We start from the raw sequence: 14256 nt of genomic DNA, 5'->3' as shown, positions 1-14256 counted from the left end.
TCTGTGATGCAATCGGGCTGGATCGGCAAGGCTCCTGCGGCGTATGGCGCGTGAATGCATCACTTTGCCGTCTATGATATGGACAAGACAATCACTTACGCGCCGACTTGGACTTCGTTCCTCGTTTGGACTGCGGCGGTCGAATCGCCTTGGCGGCTCGCCTTGCTGCCCGTCGCTGCGCTGGCGACGCTCGGTTATGTGGCAAGACTGGTAGGCCGCGCACGTCTGAAGGAATTCACGCACGCGCTCTTGCTCGGCCCGCGGCTTTCGGAAGTGGTCGCAGCCCGCGCCGCGGACCGCTTTGCCGAGCGTATCGTCGAATCGGGTGTCTATGCCGGCGCGCTCGCGCAGATCGCCGAGGATCGCGCGGCGGGCCAGCGGCTCGTGCTGGCGACGGCGTCTTATGGATTCTACGCCGAGGCGATTGCCGCGCGACTCGGCTTCGAGGCGGTGATCGCGACACAGGCCGTGCGCGAAAATGGGGCGATCCTGCCACGAATCGCCGGAGAGAATTGCTATGGGGCAGCCAAGCTGGCGATGATCGAGGCGTGGCTGGCGGGGCAGGGGATCGCCACGGGCGGATGCCGTGGTGCGCTTCTATTCGGACCATGTCTCGGACGAGCCATCGCTCGCATGGGCCGACGTCGCGATCGCGACCAACCCGCATACGCAATTGCGGGCGATGGCGTGGGAGCGAAAATGGCGAGTCGAGGATTGGGCGCGATGAGCGTCGAGACCGCGTGGGACGGGGCCATGGTCCGCCAATGGTTCGAGCGCCGCTTCGAGGCTGCCCGCAGCGACCAGGCGGTCGCGGACCGGCAAGGTCGCTCGGCTGAGGGCGACTCCGACAAGGCCGCGGCCGAGGAGTTCGTGTGCCGCGCGCTCAAAGCGGATGATTCGACGAACGATCAAACACGCTTTGCCGCACGCCTCAAGGGCCTGCTCGATCAGGACGAGTATCGCCATGCCGGCGCGCATGATGACCGCCGCTTTGAACGCGAGGTGCGCGCCTACCTCAGGAGACTGGTCAAGATGACCAAGACCAACACCGGGTTCGAAAACCGCCTGCGCTATCAGTGATCTCGCGCGATCCTAAAGCGACACGTCCACGGCGTGGATCACCAGCCCGACCAGCCCGCCGACGAGCGTGCCGTTGACGCGGATATATTGCAGGTCACGCCCGACCGCGTTCTCGAGCCGTCGCGTGATCGTGCCGGCGTCCCAGCCCTGGATCGTTTCCGATACCAGCCGCACGATCGCGTCGCCGTAATCGGCCGCCATGCCGACGACGGTCCGGCGGACGAAGCGGTTGATCGTGCGCCGCAGCTTCGGGTCGGCCTGCAGCGTGCCGCCCAATTGCCGCAGCGCATCGCCGACCGGACCGGCGAGCAGCTTGTCCGGGTTGCGCGCGATCCGCAGCATCCCGCCGCGCGCCTGTTCCCACAGCCCGTCGAGCCAGCGCTGCATCGCGGGATTGTCGATGATTTCGCCCTTCACCGCGGCGACACGCGCGCGCATCTCGGGGTCGTGGACAAGATCGTGGGCGAGCGTCGCCAGCGCCTCCTCGGCCTTGGCGCGCAAGGGGTGCTCGGGATCCTCAGCGATGCCTGTCAGCAGGCCGTTGAGCCCATCGATGATCTTGGTAGCGAGCGTCTCGTCGAGCCCGGTCCAGCGCATGAGGTTGCCGGCGCGGTCCGACACCATCTGGCGGATCACCGGCTCGTTCGCGGCGAGCAGCCGGGCACCCCATTTGACGATCCCGTCGAGCAGCGGCAGGTGGCGATCCTCGGCGATCGCCGCGGTGAGCGCCTGGCCGAGCAGCGGCGATACGTCGAGCGCGCGCAGCCGTGCGCCGATCCCGGCCTTGACCATTCCGCCCAGCCGCTGCTGATCGAACGCCTCGAGCATGTGCGTGGCGAGTCCCGCGGCGCCGCGGCGAATCCGACCGTCACCGCCGGGCGGGTTGGCGAGCCAGCGCCCCGCCGCGCCGGCGACATCGACGCGCCGCATCCGCCGCGCGACGACGCCGGGGATCAGGAAATTGTCCCGCAGGAATGCGGCGAGCGTCGTCCCGATGCGATCCTTGTTGCGCGGAATGATCGCGGTGTGCGGGATCGGCAGCCCGAGCGGATGGCGGAACAGCGCGGTCACCGCGAACCAGTCGGCGAGACCGCCGACCATCGCGGCCTCGGCGAACGATCGGACGAAGCCAAGCGCGGGATAGGTCGGCGCATAAGCACGCGTGACGAGGAAGGTCACCGCCATGACGACGAGCAACCCCCCCGCGATCCAGCGCATCCGGACAAGGCCGGCGGGCGGGGCTTCGGTAGTGCGCAGGGGGCGGGTACGGCTCATGTCGCGACCAATCCCCGAGCGGCGCGATAGTTCAAGGAGAAAGCGGCGAGCCCTTCAATCCCCCTCCCCTGAAGGAGAGGGGGATTGGTCGCGCAGATCATTCCGCCGGATGCGGTCCACCGTCCTGATAGACGATCCGCGGCGGCGTGCCGGGGAGGGCGGGGCCGCCCGGCGGGCGGTTGTCGATCAGCGGTCCGAGATCGTCGCCGGGGCGATAGGTCAGCAGGCTGCGCCGCAGATACGGCCCGACGCGCGCCTCGACCCCGACCGCAAGGCTGAACAGCGCCGGGGTGATCAGCAGCGTCAGCACGGTCGACATCGTCAACCCGCCGATCACGGTGATGCCCATCGGCACGCGCGACGATCCGTCGCCGGTCAGCGCGAGCGCGGTCGGCATCATGCCGGCGACCATAGCGACCGTGGTCATCACGATCGGCTGCGCGCGCTTGTGTCCGGCGTCGATGATCGCGGTGACCTTGTCGACGCCCTTGTTCATCTCCTCGAGCGCGAAGTCGATCAGCAGGATCGAGTTCTTGGCAACGATGCCGAGCAGCATGATGATGCCGATATAGACCGGCATCGAGATCGGCATGCCGGTCACCGCCAGGCCGATCAACCCCCCGAGCGGCGCGACCGCAAGCGATATGACGTTGACGAAGGGCGGCAGCAGGCGGCGGTAGAGCAGCACCAGCACCGCGAACAGCAGGAAGACGCCCGCGATCAGCGCGATGATGAAGTTCTGGATCAGCTCGACCTGCCACTTCGATTCGCCGAGCACGAGTTCCTTCACGCCGAGCGGCAGGGTCTTCATGATCGGCAGCCTGTGGATTTCCTCCTGCGCGGTGCCGCTGACGACGCCCGGCGCGAGGTCGGCGCCGATCGTCAGCTGGCGCTGCTGCGCGACGCGTTCGATCTTGGTCGGCCCGGCGCCGAAGCCAATATCGGCGACGACGTTGAGCGGGACTGAACCGCCGCTCGCGGTCGCGACGGGCAGGTTCTGGATCGTCGACAGCCGCTGGCGCGAATTCTGGTCCAGCGCGACGCGGATCGGGATCTGACGATCCGACAGCGAGAATTTCGCGCTGTTCTGGTCGATATCGCCAAGCGTCGCGAGGCGGATCGCGTTCGACAGCGATGCGGTCGTCACGCCCATCGTCGCGGCGAGATCCATCCGCGGCGTGATGACGAGCTCGGGCCGCTTGAGATCGCCCGAGATGCGCGGCGCGACCACGTCGGACAGCGTCGACATCTGCTGCACGATCTTGGCGCCCGTCTCGGCGAGCAATTTGGGATCGTCGCCGCCGAGCGTGACGGTCAGCGCACGGCCACCGCCGCCCCAGCCGCTCGACGAACGGAACGAGACGCGCGCATCGGGGATCAGCTGGAGTTCGGGCGCGAGCGCGCGTTCGAACTCATAACTCTTCATCTTGCGCTCGGCCTTGGGCTTGAAGATCGCGGTGACGCGACCGTTGCCGACAAAGGCGCGCGAATAGACCGATTCGACGCTCGGCTGCTTCTGCAGGAAGTCGGCGACGCGGCGCACCACCGCCTTGGTTTCGGCAAGCGTAGTGCCCGGGACCATGTCGATCTGCGCGACGCTCGAATCCGAATCGCGCAGCGGCTGGAAGGTCGAGGGGATGACCATGAACAGCGCGATCGTCGCGCCGAACGCGGTCGCGCCACCGACGACGGCCGACCAGCGGTGGAGCAAAGTCCACTTCAGGATCACCATGTAGCGGTCCATCAGCCAGCCCTCGCCATGCTTGGCCTCACCATCTGCTTTCAGGAAATAGGCGGCGAGCATCGGCGTGATGAGCCGCGCGACGGCCAGGCTCATCAGCACAGAGGCGACGACGGTGAGGCCGAAATTCTTGAAGAACTGGCCCGATACGCCCGGCATCAGGCCGACTGGCAGGAACACCGCGACGATCGCCATCGTCGTGGCAAGCACCGCGAGGCCGATCTCGTCGGCGGCGTCGATCGATGCCTGATAGGCGGATTTGCCCATCCGCATGTGCCGCACGATATTCTCGATCTCGACGATCGCATCGTCGACCAGCACACCCGCAACCAGGCTCAGCGCCATCAGCGTCATGTTGTTGAGCGTGAAGCCGAGCAGCTCCATCACCCAGAAGGTCGGGATCGCCGAGAGCGGGATGGCGAGCGCCGAGATGATCGTCGAGCGCCAGTCGCGCAGGAACAGGAAGACGATCACGACCGCAAGGAACGCGCCTTCGACCATCGCCTCCATCGCGGCGTCATATTGCGCCTTGGTGTATTTCACGCTGTCCGAGATGCGCTTGAAATGCACCTTGGGATTGCGCGCCTCGAGCGCGGCGAGCTTCTTTTCCGCCTCGTGGTAGACCGTGACGTCCGAATAGCCCTTGGCACGCTGGAAATCGAAGCTCAGCACCTGGCGGCCGTTGAGCTCGGAGGCCGAACGCTGCTCGGCATAAAGGTCCTCGACGCGGCCGAGATCGGCGACCTTGATCGTGCGACCGGTGCCGGTCGCGATCTGGACCTGGCCGAGATCATAGGCGGTCTGGGCGTTGCCGAGCACGCGGACCGATTGTTCGGAGCCGGCAAGCTGCGCGCGGCCACCCGCGGCGTTGAGGTTGACCTGGCGCAGTTGCTGGTTGACCGCGCTTGCGGTCAGCCCCTGCGAAGAGAGCTTGAGCGGATCGAGGATGACGCGGATTTCGCGGTCGACGCCGCCATTGCGGCTGACGGTGGCGAGGCCGGGAACCGACAGCAATTCCTTGGCGACATCATTGTCGATGTACCAGCTGAGCTGTTCGACCGTCATGTCGGTGGTGATCGCGGCGTAGCTCGCCAGATCCTGGCCGGTGGTGTTGGCGCGCATGATCTGCGGCTCGAGAATGCCGTCGGGCAGGTTGCTGCGGATCTGGGCGATCGCCGAGCGGACGTCCTCGACCGCACGGTCGATCGGCGTGCCGATGTTGAGCTGGACGATCGTTTGCGATTCGCCTTCGGTCACGGTCGAGTCGATCTCGTCGATGCCCTGGAGCGAGCGGACCGCTGCCTCGACGCGCTGCGTAACCTGCGTCTCCAGCTCGGTCGGCGCGGCGCCGGGCTGCGTGATGTCGATGATGACGACCGGAAAATCGATGTCGGGCTGGTTGTTGACGTCGAGCCGCGTGAAGCTGACGATCCCGGCGATCGTCAGCATGAAGAACAGCACGATCGACGGAACCGGGTTGCGGATCGACCAGGCCGAGATGTTCCGGAAGTTCATCGACCTACCTCTTGTTCGCCATATCCGCCGTCACCAGCGTTGGCTTGACCTTCTGTCCGGCATTCAGGAACGCGCCGGCCGATTGCACCACCTTCTCGGTGCCGTTGAGACCGTCGGTAATCGCCACGCCGCTGTCGGACACTTCACCCACCTTGATCGCACGCCTGACGAGCTTGTCGTCCGGACCAACGACATACACGTAATTTCCCTTGTCGTCGCTCTGGATTGCGGCGTTGGGGAGTTCGGGAACGTTGGTCGTCCCTGCGACGATCGCCGCCGAGGCGAAGCCGCCGGGGCGAAGCGCGGGATCGTAGTTGAGCGCGATGCGGGCAATGCCCTGGCGCGTCGTCGGGTCGATCACGGGGGAGACCTGCCACACTTCACCGGTGAACACCGTGGCGCCGCCGACCGGGGTGACACGCGCCTGCGATCCGACATGCAGCCCGCGCAGATCGTTCTCGCTGACCTGGGCGCGCAGCTCGAGCTGGCCGCCCTCGGCCATGCGGAACAGCACGCCAGCGCCGGCGCTGACCACCTGGCCCGCTTCGACGCTGCGCGTGAGCACCAGCCCGCGCGCAGGCGCCCGCACGTCGAGCCGCCCGTTGCTGGCCTGCTGCTGCGCAAGCTGCGCCTGCGCGACCTTGACGCGCGCCGCAGCGGCATCGCGGGTCGCGGTCTTGGTCTCGATATCGGCGCGCGAGATGAAGCCGCGCGACACAAGCTGCTTGGCGCGGTCGAGCTCGGACTGGGCGAGCGTCGCATCGGCCTGCGAGACGTTGATCTGGGCGGCCAGCGAAGCGGCGGTCTGCGTCTGGACCGAGCGATCGACCTGCGCGAGGACCTGGCCCTTTTCGACCCACTGGCCCGGCTCGACCAGCACGCGCGTGACGATGCCGCCTTCGCCCGAAACGCCGATCGGCATCTCGCGCCGTGCGGCGAGCGAACCCGTCGCGGTAACGGTGCGCGCCACCGCCGACCGGCCCGGGACGACGACCGAGACGAGCGGGAGCTGCTCCGTCGCCTTTTGCGGTGCGGCAGCGCGATGGCCGAAAAAGACATAGCCGAGGATCACGATCGCGAGCACAGCGATCGCGATCCCCACGATCAGCCGCCGCCGCGGCGCGCGCGGTGCAGGCTCGCCGGGCAGCGCGATGACGTCTTCCGTACCGATCGTCCGCGTCTCATATTGCATCTGCGTCATATCCCCGACCTTTTGGCCCGACCCCTCGGCTCGACCCGGTAGGTCTCGCCTAGCGCCGCCGACCCGAGCCGACGACCCTCTTCCGTCACTGTGTTATCGAAATACATCACCGACCTCAAGGGGGCCGCCACATGAGCAGGTCAATGCCGCGATTCGCCACGTTTCGCAACAAGATCACACCGCCTCGCGGCAACATCGTTTCGCGCTGCAGCACGATCGCGACATGAATCGCGAGGTCGCGCGAAATAGGCGGGGGCGGTGGCGCTTTGGCAACACCGTGGCATCCGGTCCGCATCGTTCATCGCCCGTTGCCACAATAGCTGTCACAGCACCGGGCAGGGGGCCGACCGGCTCCGATCACCGGGAGTATGATATGCGTTCGACCTTCCTTCGTCTCGCGCCTGCCCTGATCCTCGCCGCCGGCGCCGCCTCGGCACAGACCGCGCCGGCCGTGCCGACCGTCCTCGCCGACGGCACGCTGCTCGACATTTCGGCCGAGGGCCGGACCAGCCGCGTGCCCGACGTCGCGACGATCCGCGCCGGCGTGATGACCCAGGGGCAGACGGCCGCTGCGGCGCTTGGCGACAATGCTGGCCGGATGGCGCGCGTGCTTGCTGCGTTGAAACAGGCGGGTGTGGCGGCGCGCGACATTCGGACCGCCAACGTGTCGCTCAGCCCGCAATATCGCTATGCCGACGGCCAGGCGCCCGTGGTGACCGGCTATCAGGCGTCGAACAGCGTCGCGATCCGCTTCCGCGACGTGGCCAAGTCGGGCGCGATCCTCGACGCGCTCGTCGCGCAGGGCGCCAACCAGATCGACGGCCCGAGCCTGTCGCTCGACCAGCCCGACGCCGCGCTCGACGAAGCGCGCATTTCGGCGGTCAAGATCGCGACGGCCCGCGCGCAGCTTTACGCCAAGGCGGCAGGGATGAGCGTGGTGCGAGTCGTGTCGATCACCGAGAGCGGCGCGAACGATGGCGGCGCGCAACCGCCGATGGTGTTCATGGCGCGCGCCAAGGCGGCGCCGTCGACCGAGATCAGCGCCGGCGAGACCGACGTATCGGTGACACTCGCGGTGCGCTTCCTGCTGAAATGACAAATGGGCCGCCGGGAATGCTCCCGGCGGCCCATTTGGCAGTCTGTCGCTAGGTTTAGCGGACAGTACCGCGACGGATCAGATTGACGATCGCCAGCAGGATGATTGCACCGATCAGCGAATACAGGAACGTCGTGATAGTTACGACCTGGTTGATCCCGGCGCCAAACAGGAACGACGCGATCACCGATCCAATAATGCCGACGACGATATTCAGGATGATGCCCTGCTGACCATCGGTCCGCATCACCATGCTGGCAAGCCAACCACAGACGCCACCGACTACAAGCCAAACAATGAGACCGATCATCTTACCCTCCATTTGCCCGGGTGCATCCGGGATACGGAGGTAAGACTCACGACTGGCAAACTTTGTTCCGGGGCCGGTTCGAGCCGATCTGCAATCGCTCAATATTTTTGCTGGCGCTCGTAGAGCGACTTGTAATGCTGGATCCGCGTGACGCGCAGACCGGGCATACCCGAGCGATCGATCGCACGCTGCCAGCCGGCGAATTCCTCGACCGTCAGGCCATAGCGTTCGCATACTTCATCGACCGTCAGCAGGCCGCCATTGACCGCCGCCACGACCTCCGCCTTGCGGCGCACAACCCAGCGCGTCGTCTCGGGCGGGGGAAGCGATTCGAGCGTCAGCGGCTCTCCGAGCGGTCCGATCACCTTGGCTGGGCGGATCTTCTGGTTTTCGATCATCGTTGAAACCTCGTGTGGGGCGGGGGACCCCGTCATCTCAGTAACGGCTTTACGCCGGCGGACTTGAACGCCGGCTAAAGCGGCTCGGTAAACAACATCTTCATTCCTGTGCCCCGCTGGCCGGGCGTGCGATCAGTTGTGCAACAGCCAGGTTAAAGCAGCCGTGCACGGGGGCGAACCAGTCGGGCATGCTGTGCACGGGGGGAAGATGCGCCTGAATCATCGCCGTCGGGCTTGCCGCCTGGCGCGCCGCGACTCCGACCATCAGCACGGCCAGGTCGGGCGGGAGCGCCGCGACGGTGGCGTCGGCTTCAAATCGGGCGAAATTCAGGTCCACGCAGCACATCCGATTGCGGTTAGAAGGGACGCTGTACAGGCAAGGTCCTAAAGGGCAGGTAAAGCCGCTGGAGATCTTTTCGATACTTTTGCATCGCGGCGGGCGAACGCCTATCTGGCGGGGCATGGATACAGGTGAATTTCAGTTGGGCTCCGATCTGGCGGGCAAGCGCATCGTCGTCGCGATGTCGGGCGGGGTCGACAGTTCGGTCGTTGCAGCGCTTGCCGCGCGGACCGGGGCAGAGACGATCGGCATCACGCTCCAGCTGTACGATCATGGCGAGGCGGTCGGGCGTGCGGGCTCGTGCTGCGCCGGGCGCGACATCCGCGATGCGCGGAGTGTTTGCGACAGACTCGGCATCGCGCATTATGTGTTCGATCATGAATCGCGCTTCCGCGACCAGGTGATCGATCGTTTCGCCGACGATTATCTCGCCGGGCGCACGCCGATTCCCTGCATCCAGTGCAATATGGGGCCGAAATTCACCGACCTGCTCGCCGCCGCGCGCGATCTCGGCGCGGACTGCCTTGCCACCGGGCATTATGTGCGCCGAGTCGAAGGGCCGGACAGTGCCGAACTCCACCGCGCCGCCGACCCGGCGCGCGACCAGAGCTATTTCCTGTTCGCGACGACGCAGGCGCAACTCGATTATCTGCGCTTTCCGCTCGGCGCGATGCCCAAGCCGCGCGTCCGCGAACTGGCGGCCGAACTGGGCCTGGCCGTGGCGGGCAAGCCCGACAGCCAGGACATCTGCTTCGTGCCGGACGGTGATTACGCCTCGCTCGTCAAGAAACTGCGGCCCGATGCCGATACCAGCGGCGAGATCGTCGATGAGACCGGGCGTGTGCTCGGCAGGCATCGCGGGCTGATCCACTTCACCGTCGGCCAGCGCCGCGGGCTCGAGATCGGTGGGACACCCGAGCCGCTCTACGTCATCCGCCTCGATGCCGCGGCGAAGCGCGTCGTGGTGGGACCGAAGGCTGCGCTGGGCGTAAGCGCGGCGCGGCTGAGCGGGGTCAACTGGCTCGCGGGAGACTATCGCGGGCCGATGACCGCCAAAGTGCGCTCGCTCGCCAAGCCGGTCGCGGCGCATTTCGATGGCGATCGCGTGGTCTTCGACGCGCCCGAATATGGCGTCGCGCCCGGGCAAGCGACCGTGCTCTATGCCGGCGAGCGGGTACTCGGCGGCGGTTGGATCGAGGAGACGCGGAGCGCGCTGGTCGCGGCGTAAGCGTGTCGGGTGCGGCAGGACTCCGGGTGGAGGGCCGGGGTGCGAGCGATGTCCAGTGTCAGCACTGCGGATGTCGCGTGTTGGCGGTGAGGCGCCGTAGGCCTACTCGGCTCGTACAGGTCCGTGACGCCCCCCTGCACGCTGTGGCACGCACAAGATCAGAAGGACGATTGCTACCACGAGGCAGCCTGTCGCGAGGGGGCGACTGAACTCCAAACCGCCCTTTGCGACGGGTTTGTCGAGAAAGTCTCCCACGGTTGCGCCAAGCGGCCGCGTGAGAATGAAGGCGGCCCAGAAGAGGAGAACTCGCGAGGTCCCGGTCGTGAAATACAGCACGCCCAATGCAGCGAGCGCTGCGCCGAACAGCAAGGCCGCTCCCGAATACCCCAGCGTGCAATCCGCCACCCAGTCCCCCAAGGCGGTGCCGAGCGTTTGCGAAAAGGTGATGGTGATCCAATAGAACGTCTCGGCGCGGGCGTTGTCGATTGCATCAACATCCACCGTACCGACGGTACGATACCAACTCAAAAGACAGGCAAAGACCAGGCTCAACAGCAGGACGGAGCCACCCGGATAGCCCAGGCCGATGGAGCGTGTCGCAAAATCGGCAAGCGTCGTTCCAGCGGTCGTGGATGCGATGATCGTCGCCCAATACAACCACGGGTTGAACCGACGCGCGCGGATCTGAAACCAGACAAAGACTATCAGCAATACGCCAAAAATGGCGGTGCCGACGAGGTAGCCGTTCAACCCCCCGCTGCCGGCAGTCGGCGTCGTCTCGCCCAACCAACTCATGCTGACGGCGTCCCCGCCGGTCTCGCCGAGCGTCGTCGCAAGAATCTTTATGATCCAGAATGCCAGCGTTACTGCCGGGACTTTGCTCACCCCGGTGATTGGCTTTCCCATCTCGACACCCTCCCACGGACCCCGCGCCGCTGGCGCTATCAGCCGGTAGCCGAAGGGCCGCAAGGGATCGTTTCGGCCCGGCGGTTCCCCGGCGCGCTAGCGGAGGGTTTCCTGCCGGGCCCTGTCGCGCTGGGGTTCGAACTAGAGCGGCGCACATCGGGTGGTTCGTCGACGATCTGGTTCAGCGCGCCGCTTCGTCGATCGCGGACCGTGGCTTCCCTTCGTGCGGCTTCGCCGATAGGCTCGCGGGATGTTGCTGATTGTTGGAACCGTTCGTTTGCCGGCCCAAAAAATGGATGCCGCTCGCCCGGTCATGAAGCGTATGGCCGATGCCAGTCGCGCGGAGGAAGGCTGCGTCGAATATAGCTATGCGGAAGACGTGTTCGACCCGGCCTCATCCACGTGAAAGAGATGTGGACCGATCAGGCCGCCCTGGATCGTCACTTCGCTTCGACGCACATTGCCGAGTGGCGTGCGGGGTGGCCCAGCCTCGGCATCGGTGACCGAAACCTGCTGGTCTATGACCTTCCAGAACCACGCAGCACCTAGCTCCCTTCGCAATCGAGGCGGAATCGGGGAGCGGGGGAGGTCCTTAGACAATCGACCGCTGTCGCGCGGCGCGTTCGGGGGTCTCACGTTCGAGCGAGCACTCGAGGTCATATGGCGGTATCATGGCAGGGCCTCGGCTCTGCACGCGGGAGCATAAGCGGCCGTCGATGATGAGCTGCTATAGCATGCATGCCGCCTCAACCGAGGAAGAACGTGCCCTCCATCACCGTGACGCACGATCCGCCGAGCACGACGCGATTGGCGTCGAGCCGACAGGTCAGATGTCCGCCGCGCGCGCTTGCCTGATAGGCGGTGAAGCGATCGCGGCCGAGGCGGGCCGCCCAGTAGGGTGTCATCACGGCATGAGCGGAACCCGTCACCGGATCCTCGTCGATCCCGGCACCGGGGGCGAAGACGCGGCTGATGACGTCGGTGTCGTCGCCGGGCGCGGTAACGATCGTCAGTACGTCGACCTCGGCATCGGCGCCCGCTGCAGGGTCGGCGCCCGACGGACGGCCGAGCAGCCGAAAATCAGGATCGAGCGCGCGGATCTGGTCGGCGTGCTCGAGCACGATCAGAGCATAGCGATGCGGGTGCCACAGCGTCTCGACCGCCGAGTCGAGCCCGAGCCCCGCGACGATGTGCGGCAGCGGCTTGGGGGCAGGGGCCCAGGCCGGCAGGGCAAGCTCGTAACTGTCGCCCGCGCGCATAACGGTCAGGATTCCGGCTTTACGCGTGCGAAAGGTGACCGCGTCGCGCTCGGGGTCGCTCGACAGCACGAAATGCCCGCTCGCCAGCGTGGCATGGCCGCACAGCACGACCTCGTTGGTCGGTGTGAACCAGCGCAGCTCGAAATCGGCATCGCCGCTTGCGTCGGGCAGGATGAAGGCGGTTTCGCTGAGGTTGTTCTCGGCGGCGATCGCCTGGAGCACCGCATCGTCGAGCCAGGCGGCAAGCGGCATTACCGCTGCCGGATTGCCCTTGAAGGCTTCGCTGGCGAAGGCGTCGATTTGAACGATCGGCAGTCTCATGCGCGCTTCCCGAACCAGTGAGGGGTGACGTCGGCCTCGACCAGCGGGTTGTCGGTATCGACATGCCCCTCGGGGTCGAGATGGATCAGAAGTTCGACCTTGGGAAAGGCCTGGCGCAGCGCACGTTCGACGCCTTCGACCACGACATGCGCCTGCGCCACGGTGATGTCGCGCGCCACCTCCATGTGGAACTGCGCGAAATCGTGCGAGCCCGAATGGCGTGTCCGGAAATCGTGGATGCCCTTGATGCCAGGCTGGCGCGCGGCGACTTCGATGAAGTCGCGGCGCATGTCCTCGGGCCATTCCTTGTCCATCAGCTGGTCGATCGCGCTCGACGAGGCGCGGAACGCCCCGAAGGCGAGCCAGAGCGCGATGATGATGCCGAAGATCGGGTCGGCTTTGTGCCAGCCGAGATACTGGTCGAGGACCAGCGCGACGATCACCGAGCCGTTGAGCAGCACGTCGGATTGGTAATGGACGTTGTCGGCAACGATCGCGACCGAGCCGGTGCGCCGGATGACGCTGCGCTGATAGGCGAGCAGCACGATCGTCGCCACGATCGCGATAATCGATACGCCGATGCCGAATTCCGCGCCCTGCGTCGGCTCGTCGCTGCCGAACGCCATCACCGCGCGCCACGCGATGCCGGCGGCCGACGCGGTGATCAGCATGACCTGGAAGAGCGCTGCCAACGCCTCCGCCTTGCCATGCCCGAAGCGATGGTCATGGTCGGCCGGCTGCGCGGCGAGGCGCACACCATACAGCGTGACAAGGCTGGCGAGCAGATCGAGTCCCGAATCGGCGAGGCTGCCGAGCATCGCGACCGAGCCCGTCGACCAGGCGGCATAGGTTTTGAGCGCGATCAGGCCACACGCCATTGCCACGCTGGCGAGCGCGGCGCGGACGGTATGTGGGATGGCGCGGCGCTGGTCTTCGGTCATGGGTAGAGCAGTCCTTCGCTCCAGCCCACCGAATCACCCGAGCCCGTGCGGGTGAAGACGCGGCGCTCGTGGAGCCGATGGGCGCGGTCCTGCCAGAATTCGATCACCTTTGGGGTGACACGATAGCCGCCCCAGAACGGCGGGCGTGGCACGTCCTGGCCTTCGAACTTCGCCTGGATCTCGGCGAAGCGCGCCTCGAAGGTCGCGCGATTCTCGAGCGGGCGCGACTGGTCCGAGGCCCAGGCGCCGAGCTGCGAATCACGACCGCGGCTGGCGAAATAGGCGTCGGATTCGGCATCGGTGGCGCGTGCGACGCTCCCCTCGATGCGGATCTGGCGGCGTTGCGATTTCCAGTGGAACATCAAGGCGACGTTCGGATTGGCATCGAGCTCGCCGGCTTTGCGGCTGCCGCGGTTGGTGTAGAAGACGAAGCCGTCTGGTCCATGGCCCTTGAGCAGCACCATCCGCGAGGACGGGCGCCCGTCCGCATCGGCGGTGGCGAGCGCCATCGCATTGCTATCGTTGATTTCGCTCGTGCGCGCCTCGGCGTACCACGTGTCGAACAGCTGGAAGGGATCATCGGCCATCGCTGCGCTTTACGATCGCGGGGCGGCGCTGTCGAGAAAGCGGAACGACTTCGATGCT

Annotated in this window: 14 protein-coding genes; 4 read left to right on the top strand and 10 right to left on the bottom strand. The window is 66.2% G+C overall.

Translation table 11 applies throughout. The features are described 5' to 3' along the window. Window positions 1-54 precede the first annotated feature (54 nt). Window positions 55-1080 carry an HAD family hydrolase gene (locus tag ACVWYO_RS01130; RefSeq protein ID WP_457348383.1) on the top strand — a complete coding sequence of 342 codons (1026 nt, stop codon included), beginning with the start codon at window positions 55-57 and terminating at the stop codon, window positions 1078-1080. A 12-nt stretch (window positions 1081-1092) separates the two neighbouring features. On the opposite strand, the gene ACVWYO_RS01125 is transcribed toward ACVWYO_RS01130, so the two are convergent. The 3 genes from ACVWYO_RS01125 to ACVWYO_RS01115 all read right to left on the bottom strand — a co-directional run bounded on the left by ACVWYO_RS01125 (window position 1093) and on the right by ACVWYO_RS01115 (window position 6803). Further along, window positions 1093-2355 carry a DUF445 domain-containing protein gene (locus ACVWYO_RS01125; RefSeq protein WP_457348382.1) on the bottom strand — a complete coding sequence of 421 codons (1263 nt, stop codon included), beginning with the start codon at window positions 2353-2355 and terminating at the stop codon, window positions 1093-1095. Between the two features lie 97 nt (window positions 2356-2452). Then, the gene (locus ACVWYO_RS01120) at window positions 2453-5611 is read right to left on the bottom strand and encodes an efflux RND transporter permease subunit (RefSeq protein WP_457348381.1); all 3159 of its coding nucleotides are present in this window, start codon (window positions 5609-5611) and stop codon (window positions 2453-2455) included. Window positions 5612-5615: 4 nt separating this feature from the next. Next, window positions 5616-6803, bottom strand: a complete 1188-nt coding sequence (locus ACVWYO_RS01115) for an efflux RND transporter periplasmic adaptor subunit (RefSeq protein WP_457354815.1) — start codon at window positions 6801-6803, stop codon at window positions 5616-5618. A 382-nt stretch (window positions 6804-7185) separates the two neighbouring features. On the opposite strand from ACVWYO_RS01115, the gene ACVWYO_RS01110 reads away from it, so the two are divergent. After that, window positions 7186-7908: an SIMPL domain-containing protein gene (locus ACVWYO_RS01110; protein ID WP_457348380.1), complete on the top strand. Its 723-nt coding sequence runs from the start codon at window positions 7186-7188 to the stop codon at window positions 7906-7908. Between the two features lie 55 nt (window positions 7909-7963). On the opposite strand, the gene ACVWYO_RS01105 is transcribed toward ACVWYO_RS01110, so the two are convergent. The 3 genes from ACVWYO_RS01105 to ACVWYO_RS01095 form a co-directional block, all read right to left on the bottom strand. Then, window positions 7964-8215, bottom strand: coding sequence for a GlsB/YeaQ/YmgE family stress response membrane protein (locus ACVWYO_RS01105; protein WP_457354813.1), 252 nt, complete (start codon window positions 8213-8215; stop codon window positions 7964-7966). A 101-nt stretch (window positions 8216-8316) separates the two neighbouring features. Further along, on the bottom strand, window positions 8317-8616 hold the full coding sequence (gene sciP, locus ACVWYO_RS01100) for a CtrA inhibitor SciP (RefSeq protein WP_010185929.1): 300 nt from the start codon (window positions 8614-8616) through the stop codon (window positions 8317-8319). 100 nt (window positions 8617-8716) lie between these two features. After that, the gene (locus tag ACVWYO_RS01095; protein WP_457348379.1) at window positions 8717-8962 is read right to left on the bottom strand and encodes a hypothetical protein; all 246 of its coding nucleotides are present in this window, start codon (window positions 8960-8962) and stop codon (window positions 8717-8719) included. Between the two features lie 115 nt (window positions 8963-9077). Between ACVWYO_RS01095 and mnmA the strand changes: the two genes are divergently transcribed. After that, window positions 9078-10184: a tRNA 2-thiouridine(34) synthase MnmA gene (gene mnmA, locus ACVWYO_RS01090; RefSeq protein ID WP_457348378.1), complete on the top strand. Its 1107-nt coding sequence runs from the start codon at window positions 9078-9080 to the stop codon at window positions 10182-10184. Between the two features lie 102 nt (window positions 10185-10286). Here the strand turns inward: mnmA and ACVWYO_RS01085 are convergent, their stop codons facing one another. Continuing rightward, a complete protein-coding gene (locus ACVWYO_RS01085) occupies window positions 10287-11090 on the bottom strand; it encodes a COG4705 family protein (RefSeq protein WP_457348377.1) in 804 nt (267 codons plus the stop codon). Window positions 11091-11340: 250 nt separating this feature from the next. On the opposite strand from ACVWYO_RS01085, the gene ACVWYO_RS01080 reads away from it, so the two are divergent. Continuing rightward, window positions 11341-11496, top strand: a complete 156-nt coding sequence (locus ACVWYO_RS01080) for a putative quinol monooxygenase (RefSeq protein WP_457348376.1) — start codon at window positions 11341-11343, stop codon at window positions 11494-11496. A gap of 340 nt (window positions 11497-11836) precedes the next feature. On the opposite strand, the gene ACVWYO_RS01075 is transcribed toward ACVWYO_RS01080, so the two are convergent. The 3 genes from ACVWYO_RS01075 to pdxH are packed head-to-tail and all read right to left on the bottom strand — an operon-like array spanning window position 11837 to window position 14198. Next, window positions 11837-12670 (bottom strand): PhzF family phenazine biosynthesis protein, encoded by an 834-nt coding sequence (locus tag ACVWYO_RS01075; RefSeq protein ID WP_457348375.1) that lies wholly within the window; start codon window positions 12668-12670, stop codon window positions 11837-11839. After that, complete coding sequence (locus tag ACVWYO_RS01070) at window positions 12667-13611, bottom strand: cation diffusion facilitator family transporter (protein WP_457348374.1); 945 nt, start codon at window positions 13609-13611, stop codon at window positions 12667-12669. The genes ACVWYO_RS01075 and ACVWYO_RS01070 overlap by 4 nt, the downstream gene beginning before the upstream one ends. Continuing rightward, a complete protein-coding gene (gene pdxH, locus ACVWYO_RS01065; RefSeq protein WP_457348373.1) occupies window positions 13608-14198 on the bottom strand; it encodes a pyridoxamine 5'-phosphate oxidase in 591 nt (196 codons plus the stop codon). The genes ACVWYO_RS01070 and pdxH overlap by 4 nt, the downstream gene beginning before the upstream one ends. Between the last annotated feature and the right edge of the window lie 58 nt (window positions 14199-14256).

It is taken from the genome of Sphingomonas sp. UYP23 (assembly GCF_054059235.1).
The sequence above is the reverse complement of the archived record's forward strand: the minus strand, read 5'-3'. Positions and strand labels throughout refer to the sequence as shown.

Excerpts from the sequence above, each read along its gene's own strand:
- ACVWYO_RS01080 (WP_457348376.1), top strand. The coding sequence starts at position 11,341 with ATGTTGCTGATTGTTGGAACCGTTCGTTTGCCGGCCCAAAAAATGGAT.
- mnmA (WP_457348378.1), top strand. The coding sequence starts at position 9,078 with ATGGATACAGGTGAATTTCAGTTGGGCTCCGATCTGGCGGGCAAGCGC.
- ACVWYO_RS01130 (WP_457348383.1), top strand. The coding sequence starts at position 55 with ATGCATCACTTTGCCGTCTATGATATGGACAAGACAATCACTTACGCG.
- ACVWYO_RS01075 (WP_457348375.1), bottom strand. The coding sequence starts at position 12,670 with ATGAGACTGCCGATCGTTCAAATCGACGCCTTCGCCAGCGAAGCCTTC.
- pdxH (WP_457348373.1), bottom strand. The coding sequence starts at position 14,198 with ATGGCCGATGATCCCTTCCAGCTGTTCGACACGTGGTACGCCGAGGCG.
- ACVWYO_RS01085 (WP_457348377.1), bottom strand. The coding sequence starts at position 11,090 with ATGGGAAAGCCAATCACCGGGGTGAGCAAAGTCCCGGCAGTAACGCTG.
- ACVWYO_RS01095 (WP_457348379.1), bottom strand. The coding sequence starts at position 8,962 with ATGTGCTGCGTGGACCTGAATTTCGCCCGATTTGAAGCCGACGCCACC.
- sciP (WP_010185929.1), bottom strand. The coding sequence starts at position 8,616 with ATGATCGAAAACCAGAAGATCCGCCCAGCCAAGGTGATCGGACCGCTC.
- ACVWYO_RS01120 (WP_457348381.1), bottom strand. The coding sequence starts at position 5,611 with ATGAACTTCCGGAACATCTCGGCCTGGTCGATCCGCAACCCGGTTCCG.
- ACVWYO_RS01115 (WP_457354815.1), bottom strand. The coding sequence starts at position 6,803 with ATGCAATATGAGACGCGGACGATCGGTACGGAAGACGTCATCGCGCTG.
- ACVWYO_RS01070 (WP_457348374.1), bottom strand. The coding sequence starts at position 13,611 with ATGACCGAAGACCAGCGCCGCGCCATCCCACATACCGTCCGCGCCGCG.
- ACVWYO_RS01110 (WP_457348380.1), top strand. The coding sequence starts at position 7,186 with ATGCGTTCGACCTTCCTTCGTCTCGCGCCTGCCCTGATCCTCGCCGCC.
- ACVWYO_RS01125 (WP_457348382.1), bottom strand. The coding sequence starts at position 2,355 with ATGAGCCGTACCCGCCCCCTGCGCACTACCGAAGCCCCGCCCGCCGGC.